At 74.1% G+C, this 18326-nt stretch carries 15 protein-coding genes and 1 pseudogene; 9 read left to right on the top strand and 7 right to left on the bottom strand.

The features are described 5' to 3' along the window. Window positions 1-441 precede the first annotated feature (441 nt). From ABZY44_RS33930 to ABZY44_RS33905, 6 genes are all read left to right on the top strand, one after another. Window positions 442-753: a TetR/AcrR family transcriptional regulator gene (locus ABZY44_RS33930; protein ID WP_356660690.1), complete on the top strand. Its 312-nt coding sequence runs from the start codon at window positions 442-444 to the stop codon at window positions 751-753. Further along, window positions 750-1757 (top strand): cytochrome P450, encoded by a 1008-nt coding sequence (locus tag ABZY44_RS33925; RefSeq protein WP_356660688.1) that lies wholly within the window; start codon window positions 750-752, stop codon window positions 1755-1757. Before ABZY44_RS33930 ends, ABZY44_RS33925 begins: the two co-directional genes overlap by 4 nt. A gap of 34 nt (window positions 1758-1791) precedes the next feature. Beyond that, window positions 1792-2163: a hypothetical protein gene (locus tag ABZY44_RS33920; protein WP_356660686.1), complete on the top strand. Its 372-nt coding sequence runs from the start codon at window positions 1792-1794 to the stop codon at window positions 2161-2163. 342 nt (window positions 2164-2505) lie between these two features. Further along, the gene (locus ABZY44_RS33915) at window positions 2506-6414 is read left to right on the top strand and encodes a TIM-barrel domain-containing protein (RefSeq protein WP_356660684.1); all 3909 of its coding nucleotides are present in this window, start codon (window positions 2506-2508) and stop codon (window positions 6412-6414) included. Window positions 6415-6722: 308 nt separating this feature from the next. Then, window positions 6723-7715, top strand: a complete 993-nt coding sequence (locus ABZY44_RS33910; RefSeq protein ID WP_356660682.1) for an aminoglycoside phosphotransferase family protein — start codon at window positions 6723-6725, stop codon at window positions 7713-7715. A 198-nt stretch (window positions 7716-7913) separates the two neighbouring features. Continuing rightward, window positions 7914-8828 carry a LysR family transcriptional regulator gene (locus ABZY44_RS33905; protein ID WP_356660680.1) on the top strand — a complete coding sequence of 305 codons (915 nt, stop codon included), beginning with the start codon at window positions 7914-7916 and terminating at the stop codon, window positions 8826-8828. 102 nt (window positions 8829-8930) lie between these two features. Here ABZY44_RS33905 and ABZY44_RS33900 read toward each other — a convergent pair. Further along, window positions 8931-10052 (bottom strand): annotated as a pseudogene (locus ABZY44_RS33900) (MFS transporter); the annotation flags it as partial. Between the two features lie 62 nt (window positions 10053-10114). Next, on the bottom strand, window positions 10115-10765 hold the full coding sequence (locus ABZY44_RS33895; RefSeq protein ID WP_356660678.1) for a TetR/AcrR family transcriptional regulator: 651 nt from the start codon (window positions 10763-10765) through the stop codon (window positions 10115-10117). Window positions 10766-10878: 113 nt separating this feature from the next. Here ABZY44_RS33895 and ABZY44_RS33890 point away from each other — a divergent pair, with 113 nt between their 5' ends. Continuing rightward, window positions 10879-11139: a DUF6158 family protein gene (locus ABZY44_RS33890; protein WP_356660676.1), complete on the top strand. Its 261-nt coding sequence runs from the start codon at window positions 10879-10881 to the stop codon at window positions 11137-11139. 106 nt (window positions 11140-11245) lie between these two features. Here ABZY44_RS33890 and ABZY44_RS33885 read toward each other — a convergent pair whose 3' ends face one another. Beyond that, window positions 11246-11383 (bottom strand): DUF6126 family protein, encoded by a 138-nt coding sequence (locus tag ABZY44_RS33885; protein WP_356660694.1) that lies wholly within the window; start codon window positions 11381-11383, stop codon window positions 11246-11248. Between the two features lie 159 nt (window positions 11384-11542). Between ABZY44_RS33885 and ABZY44_RS33880 the strand changes: the two genes are divergently transcribed. Further along, window positions 11543-12103 carry a TetR family transcriptional regulator gene (locus tag ABZY44_RS33880; RefSeq protein WP_356660674.1) on the top strand — a complete coding sequence of 187 codons (561 nt, stop codon included), beginning with the start codon at window positions 11543-11545 and terminating at the stop codon, window positions 12101-12103. Between the two features lie 38 nt (window positions 12104-12141). Then, window positions 12142-13665 carry an MFS transporter gene (locus ABZY44_RS33875; RefSeq protein ID WP_356660672.1) on the top strand — a complete coding sequence of 508 codons (1524 nt, stop codon included), beginning with the start codon at window positions 12142-12144 and terminating at the stop codon, window positions 13663-13665. A 222-nt stretch (window positions 13666-13887) separates the two neighbouring features. Here ABZY44_RS33875 and ABZY44_RS33870 read toward each other — a convergent pair whose 3' ends face one another. The 4 genes from ABZY44_RS33870 to ABZY44_RS33855 form a co-directional block, all read right to left on the bottom strand. Continuing rightward, window positions 13888-14685 carry a class I SAM-dependent methyltransferase gene (locus ABZY44_RS33870; RefSeq protein ID WP_356660670.1) on the bottom strand — a complete coding sequence of 266 codons (798 nt, stop codon included), beginning with the start codon at window positions 14683-14685 and terminating at the stop codon, window positions 13888-13890. Between the two features lie 194 nt (window positions 14686-14879). Further along, window positions 14880-16070 (bottom strand): serine hydrolase domain-containing protein, encoded by a 1191-nt coding sequence (locus ABZY44_RS33865; RefSeq protein ID WP_356660668.1) that lies wholly within the window; start codon window positions 16068-16070, stop codon window positions 14880-14882. Continuing rightward, window positions 16067-17743, bottom strand: a complete 1677-nt coding sequence (locus ABZY44_RS33860; protein WP_356660666.1) for a carboxylesterase family protein — start codon at window positions 17741-17743, stop codon at window positions 16067-16069. The genes ABZY44_RS33865 and ABZY44_RS33860 overlap by 4 nt, the downstream gene beginning before the upstream one ends. Then, complete coding sequence (locus ABZY44_RS33855; RefSeq protein WP_356660692.1) at window positions 17743-18216, bottom strand: DUF664 domain-containing protein; 474 nt, start codon at window positions 18214-18216, stop codon at window positions 17743-17745. Before ABZY44_RS33855 ends, ABZY44_RS33860 begins: the two co-directional genes overlap by 1 nt. Window positions 18217-18326: the final 110 nt, after the last annotated feature.

Below are 18326 nucleotides of genomic sequence, written 5' to 3'. Positions count from 1 at the left end.
GGGGGGGGGGCCCGGGCTCCCTAGCCGGGGGGTCCCGGGCACCCCCCCGCGGGGGCCGGGGTGGGGGGGGGGGGCGGGGCGGCGGGGGGGGGGCGCGGGGCGGGGGGGGGGCGGCCGCGGCCGGCGCGGGGGCCAGGGGCGGAGGCGGCCACCGCTACGGCACGACCTCGCCGATGACCGAAGCCATGTAGTGCCTGGTGACGCTGGTGGACGAGCAGGTCGCCGAGGAACCGCATGACCTCGGACCCGTAGCGGTTCCGTACGGCATGGACGCCTTGACCCCGGCCCCAGAGGCCCGCGCGGGTCATACGGGAGACGGGCGGTCGAGCCGTCGAGCGGTCGGCCGGTAATGCCTCACCGGTGCACGGAGATTGACAGTCCGTCAGCGGAGGCGCACGTTATATCGGCAGGCCGATATAACGTCGAGCTCCGGAGGCCCGGGTGGCACCCGACCCCACGCCGGCACCACGCGGCACGCCGCAGGCGCCCCGCACCCCCCAGGCGCAGCGCAAGTCCGAGACCCGCTCCCGCCTCATCGAGGCGGCCGCCGAGCTCTTCGCGCGCAAGGGGTTCCACGCCGTCTCCGCCGAGGCCGTCGCGGACGCCGCCGGTCGCACCACGGGCGCGCTCTACAGCCACTTCGGCGGCAAGGAGGGCCTCCTCCTCGCGCTGCTGGAGGTCTGGAAGGAGCGGATCGCCGAGGAACTGGCCGCCGAGATCGACTCTGGTCCACCGAACTCGGCTCGTTCATGATCCGCGACCAGAACCCCGAGTCCCTGGAGACCCTGCGCCTGGTCCTCCTGGGCATGGACGCGCCGCGCCACTCCCGCTACCGCTCCCTGGTCAGCGCGGGCTTCACACCCCGGGTCGTACGCCGCCTCGCGGCCCGGATCCAGGAGCGGGCCGTCTCCCTGGTGGCGAGCGCGGTGACCCCGGGCCGGGACATGGACTTCGTCGCCGACGTGGCCGCCTGGCTGCCCATCCAGACCATCTGCGAGATGGTCGGCGTACCGGAGGGGGACGAGCGGCTGATCTTCGACTGGAGCAACCGGATGGCCGGGAGCCAGGACCCGGAGCTCTCGGCGGGCAAGCACGACAGCGACCTCGCGGCCGCCGAGATCTACGCCTACTGCGACGCACTGGCCGAGGAACGGCGGGCCCGCCCCCGCGAGGACATCCTCTCCGCGCTGGTCCACGCCGAGGTCGGCGGGGAGCGGTTGACGCAGGACGAGGTCAACATGTTCTTCGTGCTGCTGTGCGTCGCGGGCAACGAGACCACCCGCAACCTGCTCTCCGCCACCCTGCTGGCCCTGATCGAGCACCCGGCGGCGCGCGCCGAACTGGCCGCGGCCCCCGAGGACGAATCCCTGTGGAACTCGGCGACGGAGGAGTTCCTGCGCTGGGGCGGCTCCATCCACAACTTCCGCCGCACCGCGACGCGCGACACCGTGCTGCGCGGGCAGCCCGTCGCCGAGGGCCAGAAGGTGGTCACGTACTACACCTCCGCCAACCGTGACGAGGACGTCTTCGCCGACCCCTTCGCCTTCGACATCCGCCGGACCCCGAACGACCACCTCACCTTCGGTGGGGGAGGCCCCCACTTCTGCCTCGGCGCGGGCCTCGCCCGCGTCCAGATCAAGGCACTCGTCCGCGAACTCCTGCGCCACCACCCCGACGTCGCCCTCACCGGCGAGGTCCGCCGGCTGCGCTCCGACTTCATCAACGGAGTCAAGTACCTCCCGGTCCGCTTCGGCTGAGGCGCCGCGCACCGCCTCCCGTAGCCTCGGCCGGATGGGGATGCGCGAGAAGATCTGGAACGAAGCGACCCCGGCGGAGCGGCGGCTGGCGGGCCTGGCGGTGAATCCGGCGGCTCCGGACCGCCCCCTGCTGCGGATCCTCGCCGACGGCCCGCCGGCCGCGCTGATGGCGCTGTGCGGCGACCGGGACCTGCCGGAACCGGTCGTCGACGCGGTGGTGTCCCACCCCGACCGGCGCGGGCGCGCGCCGTCTTCGCCTCCAGTCCGCACGCCGATCCCGCGCAGCGGGCCCGGCTGGTGGACGACCCCGAGTGGCTGGTGCGGGGCCGCCTCGCCGAGGGGCCCGCCGCCCACCCGGTGCCATGGCCCCGGCCGCTGCCCGACGAGGCCGTCGTCCACATGTTGACCACGTACGAGAACGAGCTTCTGGGGGGCCTCTTCCGGCAGACGTCCCCCGGGCTCCGTGACCGCATGCCGACCCACCCCGAGGCGGAGCTCCGCCGGGTGGGCGTGGGCTCGTGGTCCGCATGGGCGGCCGATGTCCGCGCCGCGCTGCTGGCCGATCCCGACCCGCGGGTGTGCGAGAGCGCCTCCGGGCACGCCCGGTACGAGGACCCGAGCTGGGTGGAGCAGGAGCTGCCGGACCATGCGTGCCACGCACGCACCCACCTGCTGATGTACGGCGCCCTGAGCCGCGCCGTCATCGACTCCGTCCTCACCGCACCGGTGGGCAAGGAGGACAAGGGGCATGATCGCGTTCAATTCCGGCCTGCCGCCCGCCGCGGTGGTCCTGCTGGCCGGCGATCCCGACCCGAAGGTCCGCGTGCAGGTGGCCGGCCGCCCCGACCTCGGTCCCGCCGAGCGCGCGGCGCTGGCGTCCGATCCCGATCCCGAGGTCCGGCTCGCCCTGTCCGTCCACCCGGCGCTCACCGAGTCCGAGCGGGCGGCGATCGACTACGTGGTTCCCGCGGGCGGTTCGTTCGGCTTCCACCCCGCACCGTCCCCGCCGGCGGAACCCGCCGCCCTCTCCGGGCACCCCCTGCTGCGCCGCCGCGCGGCCGCCGACCACCACCTGCCGCCGGATCTCGTCGCGCTGCTCGCCGCCGATGCGGACCAGGGCGTACGGGTCACCCTCGCGCAGAACCATCCCGAATCCGGCCGTCCGGGCCGCCCTGGCGCGGCACCCGAACCTGCCCGCGCTCCGGATCGCGGAGCTCTTGGAGGACGAGGAGCTCGCTCCGCACGTGGCGGCGAATCCGGCGCTGGCCCCGGCTCTCAGGGAGGAGATCGTCGCCGCCACCTGCTGAGTCATCGCGCGACGCATGTTCAAAGATGCTCGATGCAAAGTCATTTCGAGCAACTTCCTTCAATCGGAGCCCTCGGAGCGCTATGTTGCCCGGTGCATGCCAAAAGGTGTGTCCGCGATCCGGACCGCACGAGGAGCCGCCCCATGAGACTCATCAGCATCCGCAGGAGCCCGCGGCGGCGGCGCGCCCCCGCTGCCGCGCTGCTCGCCGCCGCCCTCACCGTGGCCGGCCTGGCCGCCGCCGGACCGATCGCCTCACCGACGGCGGCCGCCGCGGACAGCGGAGCGGCGGCCGCCTCCACCGCGGGCAACGTCACGGGCTTCACCCAGTCCGGAAACACCTTCACCGCCACCACCTCCAGCGGTGCCAAGGCGCGCGTCGTCGTCGCCCGCGCCGACATCTTCCGACTCTGGCTCTCACCCGACGGCGCCTTCACCCACGACCCCGCCGGCACCGATCTCGCCCCCACCACCGACTTCGGTCCCGTGAGCACCAGTTGGACCGACGCGGGCACCTACTACCGCATCACCACCGGATCCCTGTCGGTCCGCGTCAACAAGTCCCCGCTGCAGTTCTCGGTCTACCGGGCCGACAACTCCACCCTCGTCTGGCAGGAGTCGCAGCCCACCTCCTGGACCGGCAGCCAGACCACCCAGTACCTCGCGCGCGGCGCGGACGAGCAGTTCTACGGAACGGGCCTGCGCCTCGGCGAATGGGCGCTGCGCGGCAAGACGGTTCCGGTCGCCGTGGACAACAAGTGGCGCGAGAACAACAACGCCAGCCCCGCCCCCTTCTACATGTCGACCAACGGCTACGGCGTGATGCGCAACACGTGGGCGCCGGGTTCGTACGGGTTCAACGCGCCCACCACCCTCACCCACAACGAGAGCCGCTTCGACGCCTGGTACTTCACCGGTGATTCGCTCAAGACGGTCCTCGACGCCTACACCGACGTCAGCGGCAAACCCTTCATGGCACCCGCGTGGGGCTTCGAGCTGGGCAACGCGGACTGTTTCAACGCCTCCAACCCGGACTACCAGGGCGACCACGGCCGGCTGCGCCACCAGACGACCCCGGACGTCGTCGGCTACGCCACCGATGCCCGCGCCGCCGACATGCCCTCGGGCTGGTTCCTGCCGAACGACGGCTACGGCTGCGGCTACACCGCGCCCCTGAAGTCCACGGTCGACGCCCTCAAGGCCAAGGGCTTCCAGACCGGTCTGTGGACCTCGACCGGCCTCGGTTCCATCAACGACGAGGTGGGCAAGGCGGGTTCCCGCGGGGTGAAGACCGACGTCGCCTGGATCGGCGGCGGCTACCAAGCCGCCTTCAACGGGGTGAAGCAGGCAGTCGACGGCATCGAGAAGAACTCCGACGCCCGCCGCTACGTCTGGACCGTCGACGGCTGGGCCGGCACCCAGCGCAACGCCGTCGTCTGGACCGGGGACACCAACGGGACCTGGGACGACATGCGCTGGCACGTCCCCGCCATCGCCGGAGCCGGCCTCTCCGGCCTCAACTACGCCTCCGGCGACGTCGACGGCATCTTCGCCGGAAGCCCCAAGACCTACGCCCGCGACCTGCAGTGGAAGGCCTTCACCCCGGCCTTCATGACCATGTCCGGCTGGGGTGCGACCGGCCCGGGCGCCGGCTATCAGGACAAGCAGCCCTGGCGGTTCGCGGAGCCGTACCTCTCCATCAACCGCAAGTACCTCCAGCTGAAGATGCGGCTCATGCCGTACCTGTACACGATGAGCCGGACCGCCCACGAGACCGGCGTCCCGAGCACCCGTGCGATGGTCCTCGAATATCCCGAAGACCCGGTGGCACGCGGCAACCTGACGAGCGGCCAGTTCATGGCCGGGGACTCCTTCCTCGTCGCCCCGGTCGTCTCCGACACCACCGTGCGGGACGGCATCTACCTGCCCGCCGGCACGTGGACGGACTACTGGACGGGCAGGACCTACGCCGGACCGGGCTGGCTCAACGGCTACCAGGCGCCGCTCGACACGCTTCCGCTCTTCGTCAAGGGAGGCGCCGTCGTCCCGATGTGGCCGCAGATGAACTACACGGGGGAGAAGCCCCTCTCCACCCTCACCTACGACATCCACCCGCGCGGCAACTCCTCCTTCAGCCTCTACGAGGACGACGGCATCACCCGCGCCTACCAGTCGGGCGCCTTCGCCCGCCAGCGGGTGGACGTCACCGCCCCCGCGACCGGCTCGGGCGCGGTCACCGTCTCCGTCGGCGCCCCGGCCGGCAACTACACGGGCAAGCAGGCCTCGCGCGGCTACGAGTTCACCCTCCACGTGGCCACCGCGCCCGGTGCGGTCGCCGTCGACGGCGCCGCGCTCACCCGGCTCACCTCCAAGGCCGCCTACGACGCCGCGGCCACGGGTTGGTTCTTCGACGCCGCGGACCGGGGCGGCATCCTGTGGACCAAGACGGGTACGAAGGCGGGCGCGTTCAGCGTCTCGGCCACCGGCACCTCCGTCCCGTCGGCCGAGCCCGTCCCGGCCGCCTCCAGCCCCGTCCCGCAGTCGGCCTGGACCCTGGTCTCCGCCGACAGCCAGGAGACCGGCGGTGAGAACGGCGCCGCCCGCAACGCCTTCGACGGCAACCCGGGATCCATCTGGCACACCGCCTGGTCCGGCGGCACCCCGGCCCCGCTGCCGCACGAGATCCAGATCGACCTCGGCGCCCGCTACACCGTGGACGGCCTGGGCTACCTGCCCCGCCAGGACGGCGGGGTCAACGGCCGGATCGGCGGCTACGAGGTGTACGTCTCGGACACCACCACCGACTGGGGGTCCCCAGTGGCCACGGGCACCTTCGCCGACACAGCGGTCCTCAAGTCCGTCTCCCTGGCCGCGAAGGCAGGCCGCTACCTCCGCCTGAAGTCGCTGACCGAGGCCGGCGGACGCGGCCCCTGGAGCAGCGCCGCCGAGATCACCCTCACCGGCCGGTCCACTCCGCTGCCGGCCGCCGCGACCCTGGTCAACGGGGCGTCCACCACGTGCCTGGACCTTCCGGGGAGCGCCAGCACCCCGGGTACCCGGCCCACCCTCTACAGCTGCCACGGGGGACCCAACCAGCGCTGGACCCTCCAGGGTGACGGCCGCCTGACCGGCCTGAACGGAGTCTGCCTGGACGCGGCCACGGCCACGGCCGTCGCCGTCCGGACCTGCGACGGCAGTTCAGGCCAGACTTGGCAGACCGGGCCCGACGGGAGCTTGCGCAACGCCGGGCAATGCCTGACGCCGGCCGGCTCCGCCACCACCAACGGCACCGGACTCACCCGGGTCGCCTGCGCCACCACGCCGGCCCAGCGCTGGACGTTCACGCCGTGATCCCCACGCCGTGATCCCCAGGCGCTGATCTTCGGGCCCCGATCCCCACGCGCCGATCCCGCGCGCCCGATTCCGCCGCCGAGCCGGCCCGGCTTCCCCTGCCGGGCCGGCTCGCCCGGCATGCGCAACGGGCCGCCCGCGGACACGGGCCCGTCCGCAACGGGCTTGACCACAACCGGAGTTCCGCCCCGTGTGCGACGCGTCGGGCGGCTCCGGTACGAGCCGGTCCGGTCCGTACCGGCCCGGCCCGGCCAGGGGAGATACCGTGGACACCCCCGGCCTCGAACGACCCCTTCAGGAAGGTGATCATGCCCGCTGGCAAGATGCATGCCGGTGAACCGGACATCGACACCGCTCTCGTACGCCGGCTGATCGCCGGACAGTTCCCGCAGTGGGCCCATCTGCCCGTCGCACACGTCGACTCCGTCGGCACCTCCAACGCCATGTACCGGCTGGGCGAGGACATGGCCGTACGGCTGCCGCGCACGGAGGGGGCGGCCGGAGACGTGGCGACCGAACACCGGTGGCTGCCGAGGCTCGCCCCGCCGCTTCCGGTGGCGATTCCCGCGCCCCTGGGCCAGGGGGAGCCCGCCGAGGGCTACCCCTGGCCGTGGTCCGTCTACCGCTGGCTGGCCGGGAGGAATCCTGCGGCCGGGCAGATCGCCGAACCGGGCCCGCTGGCCGAGGATCTGGCCCGGTTCGTCTCCGCGCTGCGGAGGATCGACCCGGCGGAGGGACCGCCCTCCTACCGGAGCGAGACGCTGGCGGCGCGGGACGCCGTCACCCGCGCGGCGATCGCGGAGCTGGGCGCGGGCGCGAGCGCGGGCGCCGCCGAGACGGGCAGCGGGTCCGACGTGTCCGAGGCGTCGGACGCGTCCGAGCGGTACGGCGCACAGGGCACGTCGGAGGTGGACCTCGACGCGGCGACCGCCCTGTGGGAAACGGCGCTGCGGGCCCCGGAATGGGCCGGGCCGCCCGTCTGGATCCACGCGGACCTGCAACCGGGGAACGTACTGCTGAGCGACGGACGGCTGAGCGCCGTCATCGACTTCGGCTGTGCGGGTCTCGGTGACCCCGCCGTGGACCTGATCGCGGCCTGGTACGTGCTCCCCGCCGCCGCGCGAACCGCCTTCCGGTCCGCCGTGGACGCCGATGACGCGATGTGGACGCGAGGGCGGGGCTGGGCCCTTTCCATCGCACTCGGCGAGCTCGGCTACTACCGCGACACGAACCCGGCCATGGCGTCCATCGCCCGCCGCGTCATCGGCGAACTCCTCGACGAGAGGGCGGTGGTGGGCTGACCCCGGCCGGCGGCCGGCGCGGTGGGCTGGGCGTCGGGTCGGGCGTCGGGTCGGGCGGCGGCGGGTCGGCACCCGTCGCCGCCCTCGCGAAGGCGGGTCCGGGTTGCCGCCCTGGGCCGTGAGCCGATCTTCGGGCAGCCCGAAACCCAAGTCAATCCTCCCTTATTCTCGTAACCCCCGAGCATTACCTTGGGGGTTGTGACCCTCGAGGACCTCCGTGTGTTCGTCGCCGTGTGCCGGGCCGGCAGCCTCAGCGCCGTCGCCCGCGAACTCGGCCGCACCCAGTCCGCCGTCAGCCAGCACATCCGCCGCCTGGAGAAGGAGACCGGCGCCGTCCTCCTGGCCCGCCATCCGCGCGGCGTCTCGCCCACCGAGGCCGGCCGGATCCTCCGGGCGGCCGCCGCCGACGGCATCGCGGGACTCGACGGTGCGCTACGCCGCGTCGAGACCCTCGTACGGGGCGACGGCGGATCGGTCCGCGTCACCACCGGCGCCACCACCGTCCGGCACTTCATGGCCGAGGCCGTCGTCGCCTTCCGCCGCGAACACCCCCGGGTGAGCCTGGAGTTCCAGACCGAGAACTCCAGCCGCAGCTGTTTCGAAGCCCTCGCCGCGGACGGTCTCGACCTCGCCTGGATCACCATCGGCGACCCCGTGCGCGGCATCGAGCAACGGCCCGTCATGAGCCTGCCCTGGGTCCTCGCCGTCGGCGCCGACGACCCCCTCGCGGCCCGCCCCCGCCTGGAGCCCGCCGACCTCGCCGCCGTCCGCCACATCCGGCTGCCCGAGAACTCCAGCTCCCGCGCCCACCTCGACGCGGCCCTCGCCGAGGCCGGCCTACGGATCACCTCCGACACCAGTGCCGCCGACTGGGACACCGCCCTCCTCCTTGCCGAACTGGGCCTCGGCCACGCCGTCGTCCCCGCGCTGCCCGGCTGGCAGGTCCCCGGCTCGGACGGGCCCCTGCGCCTGGTGCCGATCCCCGCCCTGCCGCCGCTCGCGGTCGGGTGGGCCGTCCGGCGCTGGTCCGCCCTCTCGCCGCTCGCCCGCGCCTTCGCCGACGCGGTGGCCCGCGGCTGCCCGCCCGGGCGCGCCGCGGCCGGGCAGCCGTGACGCGGGCAGCAGTCCTACGGCGGCCAGTGCGGCCAGGGCGGCGGCCGAAGTCCCCGTACCCGAAGCTCCCGTTCCCGCGGCCACCGCGATCCCGAAGGCCGGTCCGACGTTCATCGCCGTCTGCTTGAGCCCGCCCACCACCCCCGCGTACCCGGCCGGGGCGTCGCCGACCACCGTCCCGGTGGCCGTCACCATCACCGCGGCGAAGCCCGCGCCCAGCACGCCGAAGCCCCACCCCGGATCCAGTCCGGCGATCCCGAGCGTCACCAGCCCGGTCCCCGCGACCGCCGTCCCGCGCGCCCCGAACCGGCGCAGCGCGGCCCCCGCCACCGGCGAGCCGACGACCATGGCGACGGTCAACGGCAGCACGCGCAGCGCGGTCGCGAGCGGGGCGAGACCCGTCGTGTCCTGGAGTGCGAAGCTCGCCCCGAAGAGGGCGCCGAACAGTGCGGCCGAGACCAGGGCCAGCAGCGCCATCGACGCGGCCACCGGGACGGAGCGCGCCACCGCGCGCGGGACCAGGGGCTGCGCGGACCGCCGCTCCGACAGGACGAGCAGCGCCCCGAGCGCGGCCGCCCCGGCGAACCCGGCCAGGGTGCCCGGCCCCGCCCAGCCGTGGTCGGCCGCACCGGTCAGCGCGTGCACGAACACCGCGAGCGCCGCGACGAGCAGCGCCGCCCCGGCCGCCGGGATCCTCCCGGGCTCCGTACGCGGCGTCGCGGGGAGCCGTACGAACGCGGTCGCGGCGGCGATCAGCAGGGCGGCGGGCACGTTCGCCACGAACACCGCACGCCAGCCGAAGTGTTCCACCAGCACGCCGCCGAGGAGCGGCCCCGCCGCCGCGGCCAGCCCGATCGCCGAGGTCCGGACCGCGACCGGACCACCGAGCCGGTCGGGCGGGTACGCGAGCCGCAGCAGGGCGAGGGTCGCCGGCTGCAGCAGCGCCCCGAAGATCCCCTGCGCCGCGCGCAGGGCGATCACCCAGGAGACCCCGGGCGCGAGCGCGATCCCCGCCGAGGTCGCGGCGAAGCCGAGTACCCCGGTGAACAGGAGCCGCGCGTGCCCGTACCGGTCGCCGAGGCGGCCGGCGACGACCAGGAAGGCGGCCACGGCCAGCAGATAGGCCGTGCTGGTCCACTGCACTTCGGCCAGGCTCGCCCCCAGACCCCTGCGCAGGCCGGGCTGCGCCATGAGCAGCACCGTCCCGTCGAGCGCGACGAGCATGGCGCCCGCGGCGCTGACCAGGAGCGCCAGCCGGGGCCGCACGGACGGCGGTGCGGGCGGCTTCACGGCCGCAGGTGGGCGTCGAGTGTGGCGTCGACGACGTGGCCGGCGGAGGCACCCGGGTCCACGCCGAGGACGAGCGGCAGACTGCCCCAGGCCCACAGCTGCGCCACGCCGTGCAGACCGGCCCACAGGGCGGCGGCGGTGGTCCGCGGAGCGGCGGCGTTCCCGCACCGGTCCACGAGCGAGACGAGCAGCTCGAACATCGGCAGCGTGGAATCCCGCAGCCGGGCCCCCGCGGGCCCGTCCTGTCCGGTGCTGTCCAGGAGGTCGTGGCGGAACATCAGCTCGAACATGCCGCGGTTCTCCAGTGCGTAGCCGACGTACGCGCGTCCCAGCGCCCGCAGTTGCTCGCGCGGGTCGTCCTCCCCGGCACCCGCCGGGAGCTCCGGGCCCGTCCGTGAGGCCGGGGCCGAGCCGTGCCGAGCCGCCGACAGGGCGGCCGGGAAGCGGGAGCCGAGGTCCTCGAACCCGCGCCGGGCGATGGCGGACAGGAGCGCCTGATGGGTGGGGAAGTACCGCCGGGGCGCCCCGTGGGAGACCCCGGCCCGCCGGGCGATCTCCCGGAGGCCGAGGGCCGTGGTCCCCTCGGTGGTGACGAGCTCCACGCCGACGTCGATCAGCCGCTCGCGCAGCCCGGTGAACTGATCCATGGACACTGTCTACCAGTGGCGGGTAGACAGTGTCTATCGCCCGTTCTCCGCGATGATGGGAGGAGCGTGACCGGGCAAGGGGCCCGGCCCGGCCGGGGAAGAGGTGACCTGCCATGGCGGAGCACGAGGCGCGCGAGGCCGGGCCGTCGGTGAGCGAGCTGGAAGAGGGGCGCCTGATGAAGGAGCTCGAGGCCATCCACCGCACGCGCCATGAGACTCTGCTGCACGGGTCGGACGACGCGCTGGTCACCCATACGCAGCGGATGGGCGAGCTGGAGCGCGAATACGTGCGCCGCCACCCCGGCCGGGCGCAGACCCCCGGCCGCACCCGTTCGGGCGCGCGCGCCCGTACGGGCCCGGAGGAGCGGGGTTAGCGCCTCCGTCCGGATCCCGCCGGGCGCCGCGGGTCGGTGAGACCTGGACCGGGCGGCCCGGCTCCCGGGCGGTCGGCCGCTTCCCGGCCGCGCCCGCCCGGCCCGGCTACTTCTCCGCGTGCTCGCCGAGCAGGAACAGCAGCCAGACGAATCCGGCGAACAGGTGCGTGCCGGCGATGTAGAAGAACGCCCGCAGCAGGACGCCGTTCTCCTTCCACTTCTCGTACTTCGCCGCGGCGGCCACCGCGGAGCGGGTCGCTCCGGCGCCCTCGAGCTCGTTCCCGTTCCCGTTCCCGTTCTTGTTCTCGTCCGTCTTCACCGAATCAGCCTACGGGCAGCCGACGGAGGACAGATTTGCTTCATGTGAGACAAATTTGTATCGTTTGATACGAAGGAGGATCACATGATGCATGAAGAAGAGCTTCTGGACGGCGCCGCCCGCGTCCTCGCCGGCGACCACAGCGCGTCCCTGGCACACATCGCGGCCGGCATCGGCACGAGCCGCGCCACGCTCAGCCGTCGCTACGCGACCCGCGAGGCCCTGCTCAAAGCCGTGGCCGCCCGGGCGATCGACGTGGTCGACGGCTGCCTGGCGTCGGCCGACCTGCCCGACACCGCCGACGCGGCGGCCTTCGACGCCGCACTGGAGCGGCTCGTCACCGGCCTGCTGCCCGCCGCGCACCTCTACGGGTTCACCGCGCGGGACGCCACCGTGCTCGCGGACCCCGGGTTCCGGGCCGGCATCCAGCGCCAGGACCAGCGGGCACTCGCCTTCCTGACCCTCGGCCAGCGCCTCGGACGGCTGCGCGCGGACCTTCCCCCCTACTGGATCTGGTACTCGCTCTGGGGCCTCCTCGATGCCGCCGCCGAAGGCGTGCGCGACGGCCACCTCGCCCGCCGGGACATCGGCCGGCTCGTCCTCGCCTCCTTCCTCGGCGGAACCGGCCCGTCCCCCGCCGCGTGACCTCCTCGCGCCCGCGTACAACCGTGAACGGACCCCCCATGCGCACCCCCACGCAGGACCCGCGCCGCTGGATCGTGCTCGCGATCCTCTCCGGCAGCCTCCTGCTCATCTCCATGGACACCACGATCCTCAACGTGGCGTTCCCCTCGCTCGTCGGCGACCTCCAGCCGGGCGCCGTCCAGCAGCTGTGGATCATCGACGTCTACGCGCTCGTCCTCTCCGGCCTGCTCGTCACCGCCGGCGCCCTCGGCGACCGCTGGGGCCGCAAACGGCTGCTGATGGCCGGCTTCGGCATCTTCGCGGCCGCCTCGCTCCTCGCCGTCTTCTCCACCGAGGCCTGGCACGTCATCGCGGCCCGCGCCCTCCTGGGCGTCGGCGGCGCGGCGATCATGCCGTCCACCCTGTCGATCCTGCGCAGCGTCTTCACCGACGCCAAGGAACGCGCCTTCGCGCTCGCCGTCTGGGCGGCCGTATTCGGCGGGGGCATGGCCTTCGGCCCGGTCGTCGGCGGTCTGCTCGTCCAGGACTACGGCTGGCACTCCGCCTTCCTCCTGAACCTGCCCGTCACCGCCGTCATCGTCGCGGCCGGACTGCGCTACCTGCCCGAGTCCCGATCGCCGCGCGCCACCGGCGCATGGGACTGGTGGGGCGTCGGCCAGTCGATCGTCGGCATGCTCGCCCTCGCGGGAGGCATCAAGCAGCTCGGCAAGAGCGGCATCGCCGATCCGCTGCCGTGGGCCCTGCTCGTGCTCGCCGCGATCTCGCTGACCGTGTTCGTACGCCGGCAGCTGCGTCTGGACAGCCCGCTGCTCCAGGTCCGGCTGTTCGCCAAGCCCGCCTTCAGCGTGGCCGCCACCGCGATCTTCCTGCCCATGGTCGGGATGGGCGCGGTCCTCTTCCTGGTCACCCAGTGGTTCCAGTACGGCCAGGGCTACACCCCGCTGGAGGCGGGCCTGCGCCTGCTGCCCGCCCCGCTCGCGCTGATCTGCGGCTCGATGGTCGCCCCGACCCTCATGCAGCGCTGCGCGATCCGCCACGTCCTCGGCGGCGCTCTCGTCGTCCTCGCGGCGGGCATGGCCCTGCCCTGGACCCTCCAGCAGTTCGCCGAGCTGGGTTATCCCGCATTCGCCGCCGCCCTGACCGTCATGGGCCTGGGCGCGGGCGTCGCCACCACCGTCGCCTCGGTGACGCTCATCTCCACGGCCCCCGCGGACGAGGTCTCCAGCGCGGCCGCGATAGAGGAGACCTGCTACGAACTGGGCTCGGCCATGGGCGTCGCGATCCTCGGCTCCACCGCCGCCGCCCTCTACCGCGGCAACCTCCCGGCCCTCGACCTGGACACGTCCACGCTGAGCGCCGTACGGGACTCGGTGGGCGAGGCGGCCCACACCGCGGAGCGCCTCGGCGGCAGTGTCGGCCAGTCCCTGCTCGACGCGGCGTCGCAGGCCTACACCCTCGCGATCACCCCGGCCTTCCTGCTGGCGGGCGCCCTGGCCGTGGCCGCCGCGGCGACCACATGGGTCCTGATTCCCCGCGACCTCCAGCCGACCGAGAACCACTAGCGGCGGCCTGGTCGGCGGGCCGGGCTCCGCCCGCGTGGGAGGGATCGCGACCAGCCGGTACGTGGAGGGGGCGCCGACTTGAAGAAGACCGGAGGCGACTTCGCGGGTGCGTTGGCCGAGCAACTGGCCGCGCTGCAGAAGTTCATGGACAAGGCGGCCGGCACGTCGCTGTGACGGACCGCCGGCCTGCCGCCCCGTCCGCCCCCCTGCCCGGGCGCCCGGCTACGGCCGGATGGCGGTGACCAGGTAGTAGTCCAGGATCTGCTGCTCCCAGGCGGTCAGGAAGTTCCGGGGCCAGGTGCCCGGCTCCCAGAGCCGGGCGAGCCACCGGTCCCAGCCGGGCCAGACCTGCGGCCCGATCGAGGTCGCCCGTACGTCGACGAGCCCGGCTTCGGCCAGGGCGTCGACGAGCCGGGAAACGGGCCGGGCGATGTCCAGGCCGCTGGCGAACGAGTCGAGCAGTTCCGCCAGCCGATCGGCGTGGGCGGGGGCGTCGTCGACGGTGAAGAAGCTGGCGACCGCCACCCGCCCGCCGGGTCGCAGCACCCTGGCCGCCTCCCGGGCGAAGGCCGACAGGTCCGGGAAGTGCTGGGCCGCCTCGACGCTGTACAGACAGTCGTACTCCACGTCGCCGAGCGGCAGGCTCTCCGCGGCCCCCAGCGCGAAGCGCAGCCGGTCCGGCTGCGCCGCGAGGAGCCCGGCGTTCGCCTCCCGCGCCCGCTGGAGCTGCTGGGGATGGATGTCCACCCCGGTGATCCGCGTCGGCCCGTACTCCTCGAGGGCGAGCGCGCACCCGAGGCCGAGACCGCAGCCGATCTCCACGGCCCGGCCGCCCCGCGGGGCGGCCGCGTCGAGCACGCTGCGGTACAGGTCCCGCTCACTGCGGATCCGGTCGTCCTGCGACAACGGCTGTCCGAGGTCGACGGACTTCCAGTAGCCGAAGTTGATGAACCCTCCGGCGAACACCGGCACCGAGCTGAGGTCGGCCGGCCCGTACGTCTCCCACACCGCCGGCCTCACGACCGGACCGGACCGCTCCCCGGCCTTTTCAAGCTCCCCCGGATCCCCGGGCTTTCGCGTGTTCTCCGTCGCTCCCGACAACGCCCCACCACCTCCGCGTACACGGTGTTCCGCCCGGCACCACCAGTGTGGCCCGTGAAAGCGCGTCACGACAGACCGCCCCGGGCCGCCCGGCCCGCCGGGGCCCGCACGGTCTACGAGGCGGCGTACGCCCAGACCGCGCGCATCGTTTCCGGCAGGGGGGAGGGGCCGGCCAGCTCCAGCTGGGTCAGCACGATGGTGGTGAGACCCGTGGACGGGACGATGTGCGCGGCCGTGCCGGTGCCGCCGACCCAGCCGTAGCGGCCCGGTACGTTCCACGGGTCGGTCGGCGTGACGTCGACCGAGCCGCCGAAGCCCCAGCCCTGGCCCTCCAGGAACAGTGCGGCGCCCGCCCGCTGGGCGGGCGTCAGCCAGTCGGTGGTCATCCGCCGCACCGAGTCCGCGCGGAGCAGCGGGCCGCCCCCGTCGAGCAGCATCCGGGTGAAGCGGAAGTAGTCGTCCGCCGTGGAGACCAGGCCGCCCGTGCCGGACGGGAAGGCGGGCATCGCGCTCCACTGACCGTCGGGCGCGTCGACGAGCTCGAGGCCACCGTCCGCTACGCGGCGGTAGAAGTGCGTGAAGCGGCCCAGCTGTCCCGCCGGCACGGTGAAACCGGTGTCGGCCATCCCCAGCGGTTCGAAGATCCGTTCCGCCAGGAACTCCGCGAGCGAGCACCCGGCCACCCGCGAGATCAGCACCCCCAGCACGTCCGCGCAGGTGTTGTACAGCCAGGCCTCGCCCGGCTGGTGCAGCATCGGGATGCGCCCCAGCGCGGCCATCCACTCGTCCGGCGCCGCGACGGCCTGCGGCTGCGGCGGCCCCTGCCTCAGCTCGGCGAACAGCGGACCGACCGCCGGGAGGGAGAAGTCCGAGGGGAAACCCCACCCGGCACGGAAGGTCATCAGGTCGGCCACGGTCACCGGCCGCGCGGCCGGGACCACGTCGTCGACCGGGCTCGCGGGCGTCCGTACGACCATGGGCGCGGCGATCTCCGGCAGCCAGGGCGCGACAGCGTCGGCGAGCGCGAACCGGCCGTCCTCCACCAGCATCATGACCGCAGCGGCCGTGACCGGTTTGGTGAGCGAGGCGATCCGGAAGATCGAGTCCCGGACCATCGGGGCCGTGCCGTCGGCGTCCGCGTGCCCTACCGCTGCCACCTCCGGCTCTTCGCCGTCGCCCCGGTCCACCAGGGCCACCGCTCCCGGCAGGGTCCTGTCGTCCACGAACGGCTGAAGGATGTCGAGCAAACCGGTCACGGGGTCCGCCTTTCGGTCGAGGGAGCTGTGGCGCGCGGCGCCTGTCATGCGGGGGGCACCGAGTCCCACAGGGCGCAGTGGTGTTCGGCCGACGCGTCCACGGTACGGATCCCCGCCGGAGCCGGCGCGAGGGACAGGACGGCGGGGGAGCGCGGCCAGCGGTGCGCCGAACCGGGCGCGTCGGGGTCCCCGGCCGCCGCGAAGCGGGTCCAGTAGCCGATCATTCGCTCCGACAGCGCCCGCTGCGCAGCGCTCAGCGGCAGGCCGGTGTCGAAGAGGGAGGGCAGTTCGAAACCGTGCGAGGCCCCGTAGGGGAGCCCCGTCACGTCCGGCAGCCCGGTGTAGTTCGGCGCGTCCCGGTCGTCGAACCGGTAGTCGTACGACGGCACGTGCCGCGCCAGCGCACGGCTGTCCCGCAGCTGCGGGCACACGAACGAGCCGTCCGACAGCACGGCGGCGAAGGCCGTCGCGGGCGTCGCGTACGCGGTCACCGGGTAGGCGGCCTCGACACGGGCCGCCTGCGCTCCGAACGCGTCCCGCAACCGGGACCGGTAGGCCCGCCCGTCGGGAACCGGGTACGCGGCCAGGGTCTGTCCGAGGAAGATCCGCATCTCGTCGTGGGTCGATCCCTGCATCACCGGAACGCGGTGGAACTCCCCGCGCTCCAGGGCCCGTCGGGGCTCGGTGGGCAGCAGGGCGGTGCCGTAGGACACGGAGGAGAAGCGCAGCATGAGCTCGGGCGTCGCCAACGCCCCGGCGTCCAGGCCGCGCAGGCACTCCAGCGCGCCCGCGGGCGAGGGGCCGCCGCAGCCGAGCCGGGCCGCCGCGTCGAGCCCCGCGGCCACCGTGCGGTCCTCCGGCACGAAGGGCTCGTAGGCGCCCGTGGTGGGCAGCCACGACCGGGGCGGCACGACGAGGGAGCAGGATCCGCTCTGCACGATCGCCCGGTGGAAGAGTCCTGCCGAAGCCGGGGAGGTGAGGTGCAGGCAGGCGCTGAGGCCGCCCGCCGACTCGCCGAACACGGTGACGTTCCCCGGGTCGCCGCCGAAGCGGGCGGCGTTCGCCCGCACCCAGCGCAGCGCCGCCTGCTGGTCGGCGAGCGCGAGATCGGGGGCGCCGCCCAGCGCCGGATGACCGAGCAGGCCGAAGATCCCCAGCCGGTAGTTGACCGTGACGATCACGGCGCCGCCCTGCGAAGCCAGCCGCCCGGGCCGGTAGAGGTCGCCGGCGCCGTTCATGAAACCGCCGCCGTGGAACCAGACCATGACCGGGCGCGGCCGGGCCCCCTCACCGCCCGGGCGGGCCTGCCCGCCCGCGCCCGCGGCGCCGCCGGCCTGCGCGGCGGTGGCGTACGGGGCGGTGGCGTACGGGGCGGTCGGGCCGGGGACGGTGACGTTCAGGAACAGGCAGTCCTCCGAACCGCTCGGCCCGCCCGGACCCACCGCCGGCAGCTGGACGCAGCGGGCCCCGGGCGCGCCCGCGTCCCGTACGCCGTCCCAGCGCGCGGCGGGCTCCGGGAGCCGCCAGCGCAGCGGTCCGGTCGGCGGCGCGGCGTAGGGGATGCCCTCGAAGGTGCGGACGCCGGACGCCTCCCGCCCCCGCACCGCGCCGCGATCGGTCTCCACCACCGGCCCGCGGCCCTCGTCGTCGGCGGACGCCGGTCCCGCCGGTCCGCCGCACAGCAGGAGCAGGGCCAGCAGGAACGCCTTCCCCGCCGCCATCAGCGGCCCCTCGTCAGCACGCCCCGGACGAAGGCGGCCTGCCCCGCGTGCTGGAGGTCGTCGCCGATCACGCTCACCAGCCGCACCCCCAGGGTCACCGGCGGATCCCACCGCTCGTCGACCACCCGGTCCAGGTCGGCGGCGTGCAGCCCCCGCAGGAACCGCTCGGTCTGCTCGTGGACGGCGTCGTAGTAGCCCAGCAGCAGATCCCCGGAGCCGACCCGCACCGAGCCCACCTGGTCGGCGGTCTGCCCGTACCCGGTCGACCCGGGGGGCAGCGGCAGGGCGAAGCGCTCGTCCCATCCCCCCGCATGCCAGACCTGCTCCCAGCCGGCCGCGTCCGCCACGTGGTCGTCCTGGATCCGGGTCAGGTGCCAGACCAGCCAGGTGATCGAGTTGGCGCCCGGGTCGATGCGCGCGTCCAACTGCTCGGCGCCCAGTCCCTCGACGGCCTCGTGCACCACGTCCCGGATGCGGCCGAACGCGTCGAGATCAGCCGGGAGGACCGGTAGCGCTCCAGCTCCGGGGTGCCCGGCAGGAGCGTGAGGGGGCGGTGGAACCGCTCCTCGGCGGGATGGCGCCG

This window comes from Streptomyces sp. NPDC006544 (assembly GCF_040611715.1).
GTDB lineage: Bacteria > Actinomycetota > Actinomycetes > Streptomycetales > Streptomycetaceae > Streptomyces.
Note: the sequence above shows the minus strand (reverse complement) of the source record. Positions and strands in the feature narration are given on the sequence as shown.